Origin of the sequence: Bacillus sp. 105MF, assembly GCF_000374885.1 — a bacterium.
GTDB lineage: Bacteria > Bacillota > Bacilli > Bacillales > Bacillaceae_G > Bacillus_A > Bacillus_A pseudomycoides.
The window spans coordinates 215,563-232,419 of sequence record NZ_KB895570.1 but is presented as its reverse complement, the minus strand read 5'-3'; the positions used below and the strand labels follow the sequence as shown (position 1 = coordinate 232,419).

The 16,857-nt window shown below is 35.6% G+C and carries 15 protein-coding genes; 3 read left to right on the top strand and 12 right to left on the bottom strand.

What is annotated here, in order from left to right; translation table 11 throughout:
- Positions 1-28: 28 nt before the first annotated feature.
- Positions 29-769 carry a 3-oxoacyl-ACP reductase FabG gene (gene fabG, locus C564_RS0110965; RefSeq protein WP_003198990.1) on the bottom strand — a complete coding sequence of 247 codons (741 nt, stop codon included), beginning with the start codon at positions 767-769 and terminating at the stop codon, positions 29-31.
- Positions 770-901: 132 nt separating this feature from the next.
- On the opposite strand from fabG, the gene C564_RS0110960 reads away from it, so the two are divergent.
- Positions 902-1,051, top strand: a complete 150-nt coding sequence (locus tag C564_RS0110960) for a YfhD family protein (protein WP_003198992.1) — start codon at positions 902-904, stop codon at positions 1,049-1,051.
- Between the two features lie 83 nt (positions 1,052-1,134).
- Here C564_RS0110960 and C564_RS0110955 read toward each other — a convergent pair whose 3' ends face one another.
- From C564_RS0110955 to C564_RS0110935, 5 genes are all read right to left on the bottom strand, one after another.
- Positions 1,135-2,994: a terpene cyclase/mutase family protein gene (locus C564_RS0110955; protein ID WP_018765362.1), complete on the bottom strand. Its 1,860-nt coding sequence runs from the start codon at positions 2,992-2,994 to the stop codon at positions 1,135-1,137.
- 100 nt (positions 2,995-3,094) lie between these two features.
- Positions 3,095-3,520 (bottom strand): divergent PAP2 family protein, encoded by a 426-nt coding sequence (locus C564_RS0110950; protein WP_018765361.1) that lies wholly within the window; start codon positions 3,518-3,520, stop codon positions 3,095-3,097.
- A 77-nt stretch (positions 3,521-3,597) separates the two neighbouring features.
- Complete coding sequence (gene rarD / locus C564_RS0110945) at positions 3,598-4,539, bottom strand: EamA family transporter RarD (RefSeq protein ID WP_018765360.1); 942 nt, start codon at positions 4,537-4,539, stop codon at positions 3,598-3,600.
- Positions 4,540-4,763: 224 nt separating this feature from the next.
- Positions 4,764-5,018 carry a DUF1294 domain-containing protein gene (locus C564_RS0110940; RefSeq protein WP_018765359.1) on the bottom strand — a complete coding sequence of 85 codons (255 nt, stop codon included), beginning with the start codon at positions 5,016-5,018 and terminating at the stop codon, positions 4,764-4,766.
- Between the two features lie 225 nt (positions 5,019-5,243).
- Positions 5,244-6,626 (bottom strand): APC family permease, encoded by a 1,383-nt coding sequence (locus tag C564_RS0110935; RefSeq protein ID WP_003207911.1) that lies wholly within the window; start codon positions 6,624-6,626, stop codon positions 5,244-5,246.
- Positions 6,627-7,287: 661 nt separating this feature from the next.
- Between C564_RS0110935 and brnQ the strand changes: the two genes are divergently transcribed.
- Positions 7,288-8,634 carry a branched-chain amino acid transport system II carrier protein gene (gene brnQ, locus C564_RS0110930; protein WP_018765358.1) on the top strand — a complete coding sequence of 449 codons (1,347 nt, stop codon included), beginning with the start codon at positions 7,288-7,290 and terminating at the stop codon, positions 8,632-8,634.
- Between the two features lie 34 nt (positions 8,635-8,668).
- On the opposite strand, the gene C564_RS0110925 is transcribed toward brnQ, so the two are convergent.
- From C564_RS0110925 to C564_RS0110905, 5 genes are all read right to left on the bottom strand, one after another.
- Positions 8,669-8,809: a hypothetical protein gene (locus C564_RS0110925; RefSeq protein ID WP_003199007.1), complete on the bottom strand. Its 141-nt coding sequence runs from the start codon at positions 8,807-8,809 to the stop codon at positions 8,669-8,671.
- 58 nt (positions 8,810-8,867) lie between these two features.
- A complete protein-coding gene (locus tag C564_RS0110920; RefSeq protein WP_018765357.1) occupies positions 8,868-12,230 on the bottom strand; it encodes a tubulin-like doman-containing protein in 3,363 nt (1,120 codons plus the stop codon).
- 29 nt (positions 12,231-12,259) lie between these two features.
- Positions 12,260-14,359 carry a vWA domain-containing protein gene (locus tag C564_RS0110915; protein WP_018765356.1) on the bottom strand — a complete coding sequence of 700 codons (2,100 nt, stop codon included), beginning with the start codon at positions 14,357-14,359 and terminating at the stop codon, positions 12,260-12,262.
- 317 nt (positions 14,360-14,676) lie between these two features.
- Positions 14,677-14,862 (bottom strand): hypothetical protein, encoded by a 186-nt coding sequence (locus C564_RS36145; RefSeq protein WP_003199012.1) that lies wholly within the window; start codon positions 14,860-14,862, stop codon positions 14,677-14,679.
- 31 nt (positions 14,863-14,893) lie between these two features.
- The gene (locus C564_RS0110905) at positions 14,894-15,229 is read right to left on the bottom strand and encodes a hypothetical protein (RefSeq protein WP_026008529.1); all 336 of its coding nucleotides are present in this window, start codon (positions 15,227-15,229) and stop codon (positions 14,894-14,896) included.
- Between the two features lie 137 nt (positions 15,230-15,366).
- Here C564_RS0110905 and C564_RS0110900 point away from each other — a divergent pair, with 137 nt between their 5' ends.
- Positions 15,367-15,759: a hypothetical protein gene (locus C564_RS0110900; protein ID WP_018765354.1), complete on the top strand. Its 393-nt coding sequence runs from the start codon at positions 15,367-15,369 to the stop codon at positions 15,757-15,759.
- A 228-nt stretch (positions 15,760-15,987) separates the two neighbouring features.
- On the opposite strand, the gene C564_RS0110895 is transcribed toward C564_RS0110900, so the two are convergent.
- Positions 15,988-16,707, bottom strand: coding sequence for a class I SAM-dependent methyltransferase (locus tag C564_RS0110895; protein WP_018765353.1), 720 nt, complete (start codon positions 16,705-16,707; stop codon positions 15,988-15,990).
- Between the last annotated feature and the right edge of the window lie 150 nt (positions 16,708-16,857).

Below are 16,857 nucleotides of genomic sequence, written 5' to 3'. Positions count from 1 at the left end.
AACATATTTGAAAATATGGAACTATCTCTTACACTTGCAAGCCACCACTCACATTTAATACCTCGCCTGTAATATAAGAAGCATACTCTGAAGCGAAAAAGGCCGCTGCATTCGCGATATCTTGTGGCATTCCAATTCTTCCAACTGGGATTGCACCAACCATCTTCTCTTTCACTTTATCTGGTATTGTTTTTGTCATATCTGTATCCATAAAACCGGGACAAATGGCATTACAAGTAATACCAAATCCGCCCACTTCTTTTGCTGCCGTTTTTGTTAATCCAATGACGCCCGCTTTCGTTGCAGCATAATTTGCTTGCCCAATATTACCTTCCCTACTAATCGAAGAAATATTGATGATACGTCCAAATTGTTGCTGCCTCATGTAAAGAAGTGCCGGTTGCATACAATAAAACACACCTGTTAAATTTACTTGCATTACTTGCTCCCAAGCTGATTTCTCCATTTTATGTAACATCGCATCTCTTGTAATCCCTGCATTATTCACTAAAACATGTAATTCTCCAAATGTTTGAACTGCGTATTCGACTAACGATTTCGCTTCACTTTGATTACTCACATCACATGCGTATAAACTTACTTCATATCCTTGGTCTAAAAATTCTCTTGCTGTTTCTTTTAATTTCTTCTCATTTACATCACTGATTAACACCTTTGCACCTAACTTTGCAAAAGTACAAGCAATTTCTTTCCCAATCCCTTGCGCTGCTCCTGTTACAACAGCTGTTTTCCCATGTAAAAAATCCATCCCTATCCCCCATTTCTATTACTTATACTGTATATTTCGGCTTTATGCTTTCCAAATCCTTTTTGTATAAAAAAGTCTATTTGTGTCAAACTAAACTTGCAACATAGCATAAACACAAGGAGATTGTGTCGAATGAACAAAAAGAACCTAGGGTATAGCAAAACTTCTGATGGCATCGATGTAGAGTTCTCTCGTGAACTTGCTGATCATGATGACTTAGAAGCAAATGCACGTGCTGACGCCGCCGATGCACGTCAAAAACGCCAGTCTAAACAAAAATAAGGCGCTATCTCGCCCTTATCCTTTTGCAATTGGGACCTACTACTACCCATACAAAATGAAATAAACCGAGATCATTTCTCGGTTTATTTCATATATTTTTTGATATAATGCGCAAAAGTAAGGATTGGAAATATATGATGGTAGCTATGGTAGCGAATATAAAAACCATCTGGTAGCCCTATGCCTGTAGGATAATCCTGATTCTGATTTAGATGTGCAAGTAAATAAGAAATCCCTTTTCGAATGACAGGTGTTTCCGTATCACAAAAAGTAATAAGTGCATCGAGTGCCCATGCCGTTTGTGATGGTGTACTAAACGGTAACGAAATAAAATGCTTTTCTATGCTACTCCTGCAAGACTCTCCCCAACCTCCATCGTTATGTTGAATACGCTCTAACCATGTAGCTGCTTTTTGTAAAGCTGTATGATTAGATGGAACTCCTACAGCACGTAAACCTGTGAGGACTGCCCAAGTACCGTATATGTAGCACACTCCCCATTTTCCATACCATGATCCATTCTTCTCCTGTGCTTGCATTAACCATTTAATTGCTCGATCCTTTTGGTCATCTTTTAGCTGGTGCGGAGCATATGTTCCAAAAAACTCCAACACCCTACCTGTAATATCTGACGTAGATGGGTCCGTAGTCATGTCTCCTGCGTTATCAAGAGGTAAATCGGCCAGTAAACGATTCGTTACACCTCTTTCAAAAGCAGCCCAGCCCCCATCAATATTTTGTAATCCCCTCACCCATTCAATTCCTTTTTTCCAAGCTTCTTCTACTTTTTGATTCCCTTTCCTACTTCGCGCTAACGCTCTAAGTGTAGCTGTCGTATCATCAATATCAGGAATTGTCGTATTAATATCTGAAAAGCCCCAACCTCCAGCGTCAAGTATTGGAGCATGCACACTCCAATCTTTTTTCTCTTTATGTTGTTTTTGCAACAAATAATCTGTCACTTTTTGAATCATTTGGTTATCATGTGGTACACCTGCTTCTTGCAACGAATAACTTAGTAAAGCTGTATCCCACACTGTAGATGGTGAATTTTGAAGATGTGTCCCCTTGTTCATATTCCATATATAAGATTTCAACCCTAATACTGCATTGGAAATAAGCTGTGACTGAATCGAATGCCCAAGTGCAAGCAATGCATAAATCATATAAAATGTAGCACTCGCATAACTGTATAGTGTTCCATTTGTTTCAATCCGCTTAATCATAAAACGCTCTGCTTCTTTATATCCCTTATGTTGTAAAGATAACGGATAAGATAAAAACTTTTTCACATCACCAAGAAGCGTTTGAAACAATGGTGAACGTTCTTCACGGAACCACTGGTTTTTACTCCCACCTGAAATATAATCTAAATTAGGAAGAATCGTTTTGGACACAGTAAATCGTTTATTCATACAAATCATCATCGGAATAAGGTGAATACGTGCGGAACTACTTAGCTCAAATATACTAAGCGGGGAATCTTCAGGTAAAAATAACATGGGCGTTGGGAAGTGAAATAAAGAAGGATATTCATATCCTCCATGGAGCGCTAATAAAAACTTCGTCATAAAGTGAGCCTTTGTAATCCCACCCTGCCTCCGAATAAATGCTTCTGCACGCTTCATATTTATATCTTCTTTCGTATACCTTCCAGAAGCAAGTAAAGCGACATATGCATTAATTGTAGTAGACAAATTGCCAACAGATTCATCTTCATATAGCTTCCAGGTTCCTTCAGTTGTTTGAAGAGATGCAACTCGAGTAACAAATGGCTCCATCTCACTATTTTGTCCTAATAATATTAATAACAAAATCATATGACAATCCGTTAATGGAGAACCTTCAAAACAAAAACGCCAAGCCCCATCTTGATATTGCATCGTTCGAAGTGCAGTAACTTTCCGCTCGACTTCTTGACTCACTTTTTCATATAATAACACCCTTTTCACCTACCCTTTCTAAATCCGTATACGATATTCCACTTCACACGCAATTATGTATAAAACATATAAAAGCAGAACATGTAAATATACATTCTGCTCATAAACAATATCCAATTCCAACAACAATTCCTAAAATAGCTCCGACAACCACTTGATAAGGCGTGTGTCCAACAAGCTCATTCAGCTTTTTATATTCGGTTTGTCTGCCATGAAAAAAATCATTTAAAATCTTCGCCTGTTTACTTACCGCGAGCCTTACTCCTGAAGCATCGTACATGACAATAATAGCAAAAATGACTGCTATAGCAAACACTGCACTCGTGATTCCTTCCACCATCCCAACACCTGTTGCTAACGCTGTAACTGTTGAAGAATGAGAGCTTGGCATTCCACCAGAAGCAAAAAACTGTGCAAAGTCGAACTCTTTTGTCTTTACTAACTTAAAAATAACTTTCGTTAATTGCGCCAAAAACCAGGCAATTACAGCTGCCATAAGCGGATCATTATGTAAAATTGTTTCCATATTTCCAGCTCCCTACTTTCGGTAATGGAAATTCCATACTATAAGTATAAAGAAAAAAGCGTAGAAAATACTACGCTTTATGATACTTTTGCTGATTTATTTTTAAGAAATTTCGGTTGCTTACGAAGCAAAAACTTTGTTTTTGCCACCGAAAATATCAATAATGCAACCCAAATAAAGAAAAATGCTGTCATATGAGCCGATGTAAAATGCTCATGGAACACAAAAACTCCTAAAATAAGATTAATAGTCGGAGAAATATATTGTAAAAATCCAATCATATATAGCGGAATAAGTTGTGCTCCTTTTGCAAAATAAAAAAGTGGTAATGCAGTAACAATCCCTGCTCCCATTAAAATTAGCGTTGAAGTAAACGAAATAGAGCCAAACGAACCAAAACCATGCTCACCAATCATAACTAAATAAATGAATGCAAGAGGCGTCACAATCATTGTTTCCATCGTAAGTCCTATCATTACATCATAATTCAGCAATTTCTTGGTTAACCCATATAACCCAAATGTAAATGCCAGTGAAAGAGCAATCCATGGAATTGAACCGTATCGAAACGCTAAAATAATAACACCTATTCCTGCTAAACCAACTGCAACATATTGCCAAAAGTTAAGTTTTTCTTTCAAAACAACTGTACCAAGTAAAATACTTACAAGAGGATTAATATAATAACCAAGACTCGCTTCAATGATATGATTCTGATTCACAGCCCATATGTACACAAACCAATTCCCACTAATTAAAACGGAAGCGATCGTTAATGAAATTAATAATTTAGGTCGTTTAAAAAGACTCACAAGCTCACTCTGAAATTGCCCCAATCGTCTCGATACTCCCAAAATTAGTAACATAAAAACAAATGCCCAAACAATACGATGTGCTAATATCTCTTCTGCAGGAACTTCCCCCACCCATTTCCAGTAAATCGGAAGAACTCCCCACATCATATAAGCACCAGCTGCGTATAAAATCCCTTGCTTTTGCAGTGCTTTTTGACTCTCCATCTTCCCTTTTCTCCTCTTCTCTTTTTCCCTTCATTATAAGGTGTATCTTTAAACCTTTACAAATATTCTCTCCCTATCTTTTTCGACAATGAAATTCCTTTTTCAAAAAACTTACTTATTTTTAATATGACATACTTCAGAACCTAGCAGAAAACAGCTAAATTCCTTTTAGACTCCTCATAGGAACCTAATTTGTTGCACGAACTCTAACTAACCAAGTAAACCTAAATTACCCATAAAACATATGAAGTTATAGCAACAAGAAGCGGTATACCCATTTTAAATTTATTTTTATGAGTTTTATGGTGAAAAACATACATTCCAATCCACGTTCCGATTGCTCCTCCTGCTGCAGACATTAAAAACAATGTACTCTCAGGGGTACGCCATTGTTTTTTCACTGCTTTACGTTTATCAAGTCCCATCATCGAAAAAGCAATGACACTAATACACAATATATACATACATTTTACGAACATTATTAATTCTCACATCACTTTCTTTTTTAAATTTAATTCTTTCTACAATAATGGGGTTTTTATTTATATACAAATAAAAATCGCTGTAGACAGTAAAGAATTACTTGTAAACAAGCTATCTTTTCAGCCTACAGCTGTTATTTTAATTATTTATCCGCTATTCGCAGGCAGTAAAGCTAAATTGATGATGGCCAACACCCCACCTTAGGGGATGGTTATTACACTTTATGCGCCATTTCTTTTTCTTACATTACTATGCTTTTTAGCATACACAAAATAAACCAAAATACCTATCATAACCCAAACCATAAAACTGATTAAAGTTACTTTAGAAAGATTTAAAGCTAAATACATACAACTTATTATTGACATTATCGGTAAAAAAGGAACCAACGGTGCACGAAATGGTCTTTCAATATTTGGGTTTGTTTTACGCAGTACAATTACCGAAATACATACAAATATAAAAGCTGTTATCGTTCCCACATTCACTAAATTCGCCAATAAATTCAAATCTACAAGCCCCGCTAAAAGTGCTGCGAGCATTCCTGTAATCCACGTATTAAGGAATGGTGTTTGAAAACGTTTATGCACACTTGAAAGCTTCTTTGGAAGTAATCCATCTCGACTCATTGAGTAAGATACCCGTACAAAAGCAAACATGGCTACCAAAAGAACTGTAGTTAAACCAGCAATGGCTCCTACTGATAACAAACCTGCAATTTTATCCTCTCCTACAACACGCAATGCATATGCAACTGGATCAGCTACATTCAATTCAGTAAATGGTACCATTCCTGTTAAAATAAATGAAACACCAATATAAAGAATTGTACAAATACATAACGATACAAGAAGACCAATTGGAACATTGCGTTGTGGGCGTTTCACTTCTTCAGCTGCTGTAGCAACTGCATCAAAACCTAAAAAGGCAAAAAATACAGTAGCCGCTCCTCCAATAACACCGTGAAATCCAAACGGAAGAAATGGTTGCCAATTCTCTGGTTTCACATATTGTCCACCTACAATAATAAATCCTAAAATAACAGCAAGTTTAATAATAACCATTATATTGTTAATACGCGCACTTTCTTTCGCACCACGACTTAATAAAAATGTAACAACTAAAACAATAAAAACTGCAGGTAAATCAATGATTCCACCTTTCCCCATGCCCGGTGCCGAGGCAAAAAGAGTAGGAATTTTAATATGAAATCCTAGAAGTAATGATTGAAAATAAGCGGACCACCCAGCTGCTACCGCAGAGGTCGCTAATAAATACTCTAACATGACACACCAACCAACTATAAAAGCAAAAATTTCTCCTAATGTAATATATGTATAAGAATATACACTACCGGATACTGGAACAGTAGAAGCAAATTCAGCATAACAAAATGCCACACATGCACAAACAATTGCAGCCAATACAAAAGATAGAACAATTGCCGGGCCAGCATGTTTCGCTGCCACAATACCTGTTAATACAAAAATACCAGTTCCAATAATTGCCCCGATTCCTAAAAGAGTTAAATCAAATGCTCCTAACGTTTGGTTCAATACCCTTTTCTTTTCTTCATTCATTTCCTTTTTAATTAGTAGACTCATTAATAGAAACCTCGTTTTCAATATAATCCCTTACTAAGTACAACTTCTTCTTTTCCTTTTTAAAGTTTTTATAATTATTATTTTTCAATAGCTATAATTTTTACTTATTTCTAAACTTTGCATTTCGAAAAAACAGAATTTTTCGAAATGCACATTTGAAATTATCTATACGATATTCTTTCAAATGATGCATCACTAAGAAACAGGATTGAATTTATCATATAATTAATTCAATTGTCAATAATAAGATCAATTACTCTAGAATGGATAATTATGTAATAAAGATTGTTATTTTACAAATCCAAATTATTAAATCTCAATTATTACCAGGAATATCCCTTGATTCATTTTTCTAATATTAATGTTTTATTCATTACCCCCTACAAGACACATGTGCGCTCAACTATTTCATAATTGAAATTATTTTTGTGAAATAAAAACCATAGTCACTTGATTGTATCTTAACTCTATTATTTGCATGATATAAATTTCATATCATAAATTTACTTTTTATTATTAATTCAAAAATTTTTTTTTTGGTTGCTATATAAATTTCATATGAGTATAATAAAAAACGTTGTGAATATAACAATTTTAAAATTCAGAATTTTCTATGTGGCATTATGGTATTTTAAAGAATTATTTCAATGGAGGTTTTAAGTTGGCAAATAAAGTACCCTTTTCTCGTGTCCTTGTAATCGGCCTTATGTTATTTGCACTGTTTTTTGGTGCTGGAAATTTAATTTTCCCAGCTATGTTAGGACAAGCAGCTGGGCATAATGTGTGGATTGCTACTGCTGGATTTTTAATTACAGGAGTAGGTCTTCCTTTGCTAGGCGTTCTAGCATTTGGCATTTCTGATAGTGATGATTTACAAACATTAGCGAATCGTGTTCATCCTTGGTTCAGTGCTGTGTACACATTTATTCTTTATTTAGCAATTGGTCCGTTATTTGCACTCCCTAGAGCTGGAAGTGTTTCTTTTGAAATAGGTGTAAAACCATTTTTATCTGACGGAACAGAAACGGTTGCATTACTTATTTTCACAATCATTTTCTTTAGTATTACATGTTGGTTCTCATTTAATCCAACGAAAATTGTAGATGTTGTTGGGAAACTTTTAACACCTATCAAACTTACATTCATCGGGATTTTAGTAGTTGCAGCGTTTGTCCAACCAATCGGCCCTATTCAGGCACCTACAAAAGAATTCGTGAACAATTCTTTTTTTAAAGGTTTCCAAGAAGGCTACTTAACAATGGATACACTTGCATCTTTTGTATTCGGTATTATTATTATCAATGCTATAAAAGAGAAGGGTACTTATGATAAAAAAGAAATAGTGAGCGTTTGTGCGAAGGCTGCTGGTATTGCAGCAATTGTATTAACAATTGTCTATACTTCCCTTTCTTATATGGGAGCCGCTAGCGTATCTAAACTAGGGCACTTAACAAATGGAGGAGAAGTATTAGCTAAAGTAGCTAATTATTATTTTAGTTCTTTAGGAAATTTATTGTTAGGCTTAATGATTACTGTTGCATGTTTAACAACAAGCGTTGGACTTGTAACAGCATGCTCTTCATACTTCCATAAAGTATTCCCGAAAATATCTTATAAAACATTTGCTGTTATGCTTTCTATTTTTAGCGCATTGATTGCAAATCTTGGTTTGACAGAATTAATTGCGGTTTCTGTTCCGGTACTTACAGCGATATATCCACTAGCAATTATGCTAATTGTTTTAACAATTCTACACCCTATATTTAAAGGTAGAACAGAGGTATATCAATGGAGCTTACTCCTAACTTTTGTCGTTAGTTTGTTTGATGGACTAAATGCAGCAAATATACCTATTCAAGCAATTAATGTTACTTTTTCTAAAATTCTTCCTTTATACGATGCAGGTTTAGGCTGGATCTGTCCTGCATTTATTGGAGGGTGTATTGGTTACTTTATTTTTGTATTCCGAATGAAATTCATTACTAGTACTCCGAAAACGAATCATTAAAAACCATGCAGATAAAAATCTGCATGGTTTTTTCTTAATCTTCCATTTCTATTTCATTTCTCTTTTCCACATGCTCATTACGTAATTCTTCTTCCTGCATTTCCACAGAAATCATCGCATGATAAATCTCCGGATATAATCCAAATATTTGATACACACTTCCTAAAAATGGCACCTAGAACCCCTCTTTTCATAAATAGTATTTCCATACTTAAGGGTTCCCTATCTTTCCCCTACACATTCGTTTTTGTATCTTGTTCTTCATCTTGAACATGTAATAAGTGCTGCCATTTTTTATAAGGCGCACTATTTGGATCAACATACCCTTTCGCATACGAACGGTCCCATAGTTGTTTTACAAACATTTCTTTCTCTTTCTTCGCAACCATATCTGCACCTGTTCCATAATAATTTTGGAAATACAACTCGATTTCATCAAGAAGTAATCGCAATAATTCATCTGATGTTTCTTCTAACGTTGGATCGTATTTTGCCTCCCGGTCGTACATTAAAATAATGTCTAAAATATTATGAACGTGCTCTTTTCTAAGCCATCTCACATCCTGAGCCCCTAATACAAAGGCCTGTGTATACAAATGTCCGCCTTGGAGCATTGCTTTTTCCTGCTCTTCTTCAAAACGGGACAAAATATTTTCATAAATAAACGGATTATGAAGTAATGCTCGATGTAATTTATAGCTTTCACTTGAAATGTTTTTCCCCATTGACTGAATTAAAAAGCTTCGCCCTACACCATTATATTGATATACAAATTGACCATCGACAGCGACAAGACTAATCCACCGGTACATATATGCATAAAGAAGAGCACGATTACATTTATCATAATCTAGCTTCGTTTGCGTTGCATTTAAATCGGGCATGAAGGCTGGTAAGTGCCAATATTTATCTAAATGTGGTGTTAAATTAGATTTTTTAATATTCAATTTATTCACACGTCGATAATAAGACTGAAAATAATCTCCTTTATCATTCATAAAACCATTTGCAAGATGTCCAGATGAAAGCTTAGGAAAATCTTGTAATGATAATCCATAATGAGCTCGGTAACAAATTACTTCAAATGGTGAAAATGCTTCATTCACTGTATCTTTTTCTTGAAACATTTCTTGCAATAGTTCTTCCTGTAGTTCCTGTTTTAGTGATGGATGTATACCCCAATATTGTAACTCTCGATGATGGGCTACCTTCGGGATAAATGGGCTTGCTAGATGGAAGAGATCTTCAATTTTTTCTCTCACATATTCATTACGATCACGCTTTTTAAAATCAGCTTCTTTTCGCAATGCTTCAATAATATTGAGTTCTAATTTGTCACGATATCGGACTTGGAGCTCGTTATAACAATACGTTAAAATATGCTCCCGATAAAAATCCTCTACTTTCTTCGATTGACTTTCCTCTGCTTGTGCATCGCGGCAATATTCCGCATACAAGCTCATATACATCTCTGCTGATATATCCTTTGGAAGCACACCTAAGTTTAAATGCTGCTGCATATCTTGCCATATTTTTTCTTGTAGCTTTTCATCTGCTAACACATATACATTCGTTGGATTTGTTTTCCCTTCAAATTCTTTGCTGCGTTTTTGAATTTCAAACAGCAAATTTTCACGTGTTTCTTGTAAATTATCAAAGAATCTTTCCCAGTGTTGGATCATTTTATTTACTGCCTGATATAGCGATTGATAAACGAGTTCCAGTAACATTTCTTTACGATATTCATTCAACTTATGCACATATTGCGTGACTATATCTTCAAATTCTTTTCGGAACGTACGCTGCTGATTATAGAACATTTTTCCAAACCAGCCTTGTTGTTGCGCCAGCTCAACACGTCGCACTGCTGTAACTGTACCATCAATATTGCTTACATTAAATTTCTTATCATAGTTTTGAATTAAATTACGCTTCTGTTCATTATTCTCATGTAAACGATTCATTTTCTCTACTAATTGTTTCCGAATTTCATATAGCATAAAACGAGCAGCCACTGGATGAACAGCTTCTGTTTTCTTTAAAAACCATGTATTTAGTTGGTATGACTGTCCCTCTGATCCACTCGGTGTATATCGATCTGATTCTATCATGTCATATAAAAGTGTCGTCACGTGCTCATGCACACGGCTTGGTATCGCATAGGCATACAACCTAACAGCATGATCAACTCTTGCCACTTCACCCTTCATTTGCTCCATCATTTTAAGCTTTGCGGCAGATATTTTACACTCATGCTGCAACCTATTTAATTCTTCATCTTTTTGTACAGTACGCTGTACATAACTTTCAACCGCTTCTAAAAATAACTTGGATTTCGCAACGCCTACCTTACCACCTTCTGCACCTTCGCGTGTTTCATTGTACATTTGTCTATAGAAAATATGTGCTTGCTCTGGGCGAGTGGCAAGATGCTCTAAATCTTCTAAATAACTCTTTCCCCGCTCTGGCTTCTCACGCTGCATACCACGACGAACATCTTGTTCATACCGCTGTTTTTTCTCTTGAAACAATTGATCTAAATGTAGCCAGGATTCATCTAATCCTTGCACAGCCCATTTCAAGGCACAGTATTTTAGCACATGTTCATATGGATAAATAAGCTTTGCAGTTCCAGCACCACAATAACGTGCTTTTCCATTCGATTCTGCCAATTGCTGAATCTGATTATCTTCTTGTGCAAAATGACTTGTGGACATCGGACTAAATAGCTGTAAATAAATCGTGTTTGTCATTTGTTCCATGTAATCTGATAGATTGTGTAAATGATGACCGTGTAAATTTTCATAATCATATAAGAAACAATAATTATATGGTAAATGATGCTCTTTAATTGTATGATTCGTTCTTCCGTCTTCATCCACTTGATCTGGACGATACTCTAGTTCAATTGTTACACCGCCCCGCTTTGATAATTCACCCGTTGAGCCAAGTGTAATCGCATGAAGTTCTTTTAATGACGCATAACCATTTGCCTGAACAGTTTCAAATTCTTTCGCACTAATGGTACGTGTCTTAACAAGTGCATCCGGCATTAAAAACGCACCGCGTATTAAAATGTTATGATGCTGCAGTTTTTTCCGAAGCATTTCACGTAGGTACAACGCAATTTGTAAGAACATACCCGAACCGGTACCACCAGCTAACGATGTAACGATAATAACTCGAACACCATACTCTGTTTGATCACTTGTGACAGGAAAAATCTTTTCGATTTCTTGCCAAAAAGCAGTCAATTTATCTTCTTTCATCGCTGCCCGAAGAGCTAAGCGTGAAATCACACGCAGTTGACCAGCTCCTTCAGTTAACGGCTTATCTAGAATAGTAGGGTCCATTGGAAACCATTCCGGAATCGTTGGATCCCCTGCAATATATTCTCGCGGCGTTTTACTAGAGCTCGTTTGTGTCTTGAACTTACGAATATGCTCAAATTTACTTAATGTATTCACATCTGTATCAAAGACATGCATCGCTACCTTTTTACGTCGTTCCTCTGGCAATTTCTCATATATTTGGTGTGTAACGGTACTCCCGATTCCACCTAAGCCAATTAAAATTGTTGGAACTTGTAATGTCATGTGAACCACCTTCCTATTTGAACTTCCTATTATTCACATTCATATCGATAAATTTCTTTTCCATACCCACGATCAATTAGTAAAATCTCGTTCGGATATAATGTCTTATGCTCATTTCCGGCCTCTTCCTCTGTTATAAACATACCGTCAATAATCATACCAATCACTTGTGATTCCTTTGCTACAAATATAGACTTCGAACCTTTTTTTGCTATAAAAGTTACTGATTGTACCGTCTTTCGTTCTGCTCGAAATGGAATACCAAAATAATGTTTCCACCACTTGTTTCTTAATAATTCTGGTTCAGATTGATAGAGCCAATCTTTTGCTACTTCTTGATCCCATTCGTAATATAACATTGCTTTACGATGAAACCTTGGCCGGACAATCCACCCTAAAATAAGAATCACAACAAGCAAAAGCAGTAAGGCAAACGGGATTACAAATTGAAAAATTAGCGCATACCGTTCCCAAAATGGTGCATTTTGAATATGAAACGAAATCGTTTTCTTCACTTCTTGTAACTTTGAATCGTTTATAGTGATGGTAGCTTCTATGGTGCCGGTATCTGTAAAATTGAATGTATCGGAGTAGTAAGGACGAGGATACACATAAATTTGATTGTCATGTTGCCGCAATTCGTAGTTAATCGATTGATGAGATGTGACACCAGTAGATTGCAGTAGCTTTTTTACCTCCACTTCTGTCATTGGTTCACCATTCAGTAATGGCTGCAGGACAAATGGTTTACTCTTGTCTAAATTCGTCACCTTTTCTTTATAATCTTTCGTAATGACTTGCAAAGATAATTTTGCCTTTGGTATCGGATCAATTCGGAATTCTCTCGTTTGCCTGTAAAACCCTTTTATATTCATATGAACTTTCCCACGTACAAATTGGTTTTTAATTTGTAATTCATAGTAAAACACATGTGCTTTATCATCCCATTTCATCGGATACAGCTTTCCATCTAGTTCTACTTCTGCTTGGAAATACGAAGATTGTATTGGTAAATCCGTCGGTTTCGCTTCAATCACTGCTTTCGTTCCCTCATACATTTTCTCAACGTTTTTTTTCGCTTTATCCTCTTTATCATAAGTAGCAATGGTATAGTCAAGCGCTGGTTCAACAAGTACTTTCAATCCTTCTTTCACAATACCACTATCAATTTCTAACGTGTATGTCCCTGATTTAATTATTTCATGATTCGTAGCGCCAATATGGGTAATACCACCATATAATTTTGATTCTCCTGGTGCATGAATTGAAAAGGAAGATTGTACTGCTAATGGTTTGGCAAGTTGGTCTATCCGATATCGCGATGCAGTAGAAGATTGTTGTACCAGTGTCATTCGTTTTAATGGGAACGGTGTAGTAATCTCTAATTTGTTACCCGATATAGTCGTTTTCACGACAGATTCAACAGAAGAAAACGGATCTCGATTCGCAACCAAGGCAGCAGCTTGATTTACACTTTGAATGACTCCATCTTCTCCACTCGTTGGCATAACGATACCATTTATTTCTTGCTTCCAAATTTCTTTAAACGTATTCATCTGTTGTTGCTCTTGCTGTCCTAAGTTTTCTTCCATTGTTATTAAAACTGGATGCAATGATATTTTTTTCGCTTCCATTTCTTTTTTAAACTGTTCCAGTTTCTGCGTGATTTGTTCTTTACCGCCGGTCTTTTCTTTTTCTAATTCATTAAATGCCCCGTCAGTTAATACAATAAGCCAAAATTCACGTTTTCCATTTATGTCCGCTTCCTTTTTAATAGATTGCATTGCGGTCTCTACTGCGCTAAACGGCGTATTTAAATAATTCTTCCACGCTCCAATTTGATCAATTTCTGTTTGTCTTTTTTCATTTGTTAGTGTGATATTTAACGCTTCAGTAGGACGACTCATTGGAACATATGAAAATCTATCTTTTTCATCTAATAATGCAACTAAACTTTGCAAAGCATAGTTGGCATATTTCCAGCGATCGTTATTTCTCATGCTGCCAGAATCATCATATACAAGTGAAACGACCCTTTCTTTTGCCTCCTCTCCTTTTGCAAAAGTTGAAAAAGGATTCAAACACAATAATAGAAAAAAGATGAATGTGGCACAAATTCGAATCTTCATGATGAGGCTTCGCCACCTTTGTAGACAAATTCCTATGTTTAAATTTATGAAAAGAAACAAGATATATGACTTGTATTTTGGGATATGTAGATCATTATAATGTCATTATGTAAACTAAATTACTGGAATGATAACCTCCTTTTCAGTAACGATCTTGTTTTGAAAGCGAATTAATCAAAACAGACTCTTCATACAAAAAATCCCTATAAAAAAGTTTGATTTTCTCTTCTATTAAAAATAACTTTTCACCTTTGAATACGGTGTTTTTTTAAATATTCCCTACTTCCACTTGTCATTTTTGCTACGCATAAAGCTTTCTAAATATCCTCTTCTATCACTTCTACAGTCATCGTAAACAGATATGAAACTTCCTTACCATCTTCACGTAAAAAAGAATATTGTAAAGTTTCTGTAGCAATGGTATGAGGAATACGATGCGCTGTTGAAAAAGCAATCACAATATCCCCTCTCCTTAAAGTGTGAATTTCCTTACATTTTTCCATACAAATAAAAACACGCCTATAACAGCGTGTTTTATTGTTTCACATATACTTCAACAATAGGATTGTCTTTACGATCCGCATGCAGACGAATATTCTCTTCGCTTGTATGATAAATACTTGCTAATAACATAACAGTTAATAAATTAGGAATTTTCCCATCACTCCCAAGTTTTCGTTCAAGTTCTTCTTTATATTCAAAATCTAAATCTCCTTGTATATATGTATACACTTCAAACCCATCCTTTAAATCACAAACGACTTGGTCAATAATATCTGCTCCTACTTGCTTTTCCATTTCACTACGAAGGGCATTCGTAAATTCATTCCAAGGAACTTCATATGTTTGAAATTGATCTTTAGGTTCCATACTTCCCACTCCTTTTTCATACACTTTCACCATATATTCCCCCTTTCTCGTAACAATTATGAAACTTAGGTAAATCGTACAAGCCGCACTTGTCCCGATGACATATCGTATTACTGTATATGGAAGGAGGCAAGAACATGCATTGTCAAAAATGTTACAATACTTGTCATCGTTATTTTGGTAAAGTTGTACGTATTGAAGATGTAGATGGTTATGTTCATATCGGTAAGATTGTTGATGTGACAAATGATTCTGTTTGGATTGAACCCTATAGATCATCTTTTGATACAGGATTTGGTTACCATGATGCATATGCAGGTGGTGGCTGTGATTTTTGTGGTGGTTTAGGTCAATGTAACCATTGTGGCTTTGGTTTTGATAGAGGCTTTGGTTTTGATGGAGGCTTTGGTTTTGATGGAGGCTGTGGCTTTGATGGAGGCTGTAGAGGAGGATTTTGCGGAAGTGGTGCCGTTGAATTAGGTTTCGGATTTATTTTTGGTATTGCTTTAGCTGCATTATTTTTCATCTAATATACAAAGAAGCCGACTATATTTTTAGTCAACTCCTTTTCAAAAATAATGGAATACAGTTATCCTATCATACGCGAATAAAGTGAAACTTTAATCAGCCCTCATCAATCGGGCCTTTACGGGTAGGTTATCTCTCACCTAACTTCTGTGCTTTTGCTAAATTTTGAGGTGAGAATATTACTGCCCACAAATAGTAGGATAAATGAAGCAGATTTTTTAATCTGCTTTTTATTTTTCACAAATAAATACACGGTGCCCTAAAATATGTTGATACATTTGCAATACCTGCTCGTGCTGCACCCATGCATCGTACAATTCAGCCGGAATAAAATGTGACAGGTTCCATTCTGGCTGTTCCATTTGTCCTGCAATCGTTTCGGCAATCGTTCCTCCACCTACAATCATTATCCTTTTGTAGTTTGTCGTTTGAAATAAATCGATCCATTCCTTTTCTGTGTGTAACTCCTTTATTCCGTAAAATTGTAGTATTTTCTCCTCTTCTTCTTTTGTTAAGTGCTTCTCAATTATCATTTCAATGACAACAAGTTTCCCGTTCTTTTGCAAGACACGATAACATTCAGGAATCACCTGTTCTTTGTTTGTAAAAGCAAGTACAGATTCACCTAATACAAGATCAAACTTCTCATTTAAAAACGGCAACTGTTCAGCAGTTCCTTTAATCAGTTCAATGGATAATTGTTCTTGTGACCATCTATTTTTTGCTTTTTGAATCATAATTTCATTATTTTCAACTGCTGTGACGTTATAACCATATTGTTTTTTCATATAAGCTGCTGTACGCCCTGTTCCGCATCCTATTTCAAGCACATTTGCTTCACGGTATAATGGTAACTGTGCCAATAACTGTTTTGTTAATGTAAAACCACCAGGATGTGCGCTTCCAATTCCGTAATAAGCTAAAAAGTCAATGTATACATTCCGTTTCATAAGATTCTCCTTCTTTTTTCTAGAATACCTATATGCATAAACGTAATGTACTGTGCAAAAATAACGTACTATTTTCTCAAAGTAGCTCCACATTACTCATAAAAAAAGCATTTCCAAGGTAAAGTAATTACCATTGGAAATGCTTTTTTT

Coding starts and splice junctions, on each gene's coding strand:
- fabG (WP_003198990.1), bottom strand. CDS start 769: ATGGATTTTTTACATGGGAAAACAGCTGTTGTAACAGGAGCAGCGCAA.
- C564_RS0110960 (WP_003198992.1), top strand. CDS start 902: ATGAACAAAAAGAACCTAGGGTATAGCAAAACTTCTGATGGCATCGAT.
- C564_RS0110950 (WP_018765361.1), bottom strand. CDS start 3,520: ATGGAAACAATTTTACATAATGATCCGCTTATGGCAGCTGTAATTGCC.
- rarD (WP_018765360.1), bottom strand. CDS start 4,539: ATGGAGAGTCAAAAAGCACTGCAAAAGCAAGGGATTTTATACGCAGCT.
- C564_RS0110940 (WP_018765359.1), bottom strand. CDS start 5,018: ATGTTCGTAAAATGTATGTATATATTGTGTATTAGTGTCATTGCTTTT.
- C564_RS0110935 (WP_003207911.1), bottom strand. CDS start 6,626: ATGAGTCTACTAATTAAAAAGGAAATGAATGAAGAAAAGAAAAGGGTA.
- C564_RS0110920 (WP_018765357.1), bottom strand. CDS start 12,230: ATGACATTACAAGTTCCAACAATTTTAATTGGCTTAGGTGGAATCGGG.
- C564_RS0110915 (WP_018765356.1), bottom strand. CDS start 14,359: ATGAAGATTCGAATTTGTGCCACATTCATCTTTTTTCTATTATTGTGT.
- C564_RS36145 (WP_003199012.1), bottom strand. CDS start 14,862: ATGGAAAAATGTAAGGAAATTCACACTTTAAGGAGAGGGGATATTGTG.
- C564_RS0110905 (WP_026008529.1), bottom strand. CDS start 15,229: ATGGAACCTAAAGATCAATTTCAAACATATGAAGTTCCTTGGAATGAA.
- C564_RS0110900 (WP_018765354.1), top strand. CDS start 15,367: ATGCATTGTCAAAAATGTTACAATACTTGTCATCGTTATTTTGGTAAA.
- C564_RS0110895 (WP_018765353.1), bottom strand. CDS start 16,707: ATGAAACGGAATGTATACATTGACTTTTTAGCTTATTACGGAATTGGA.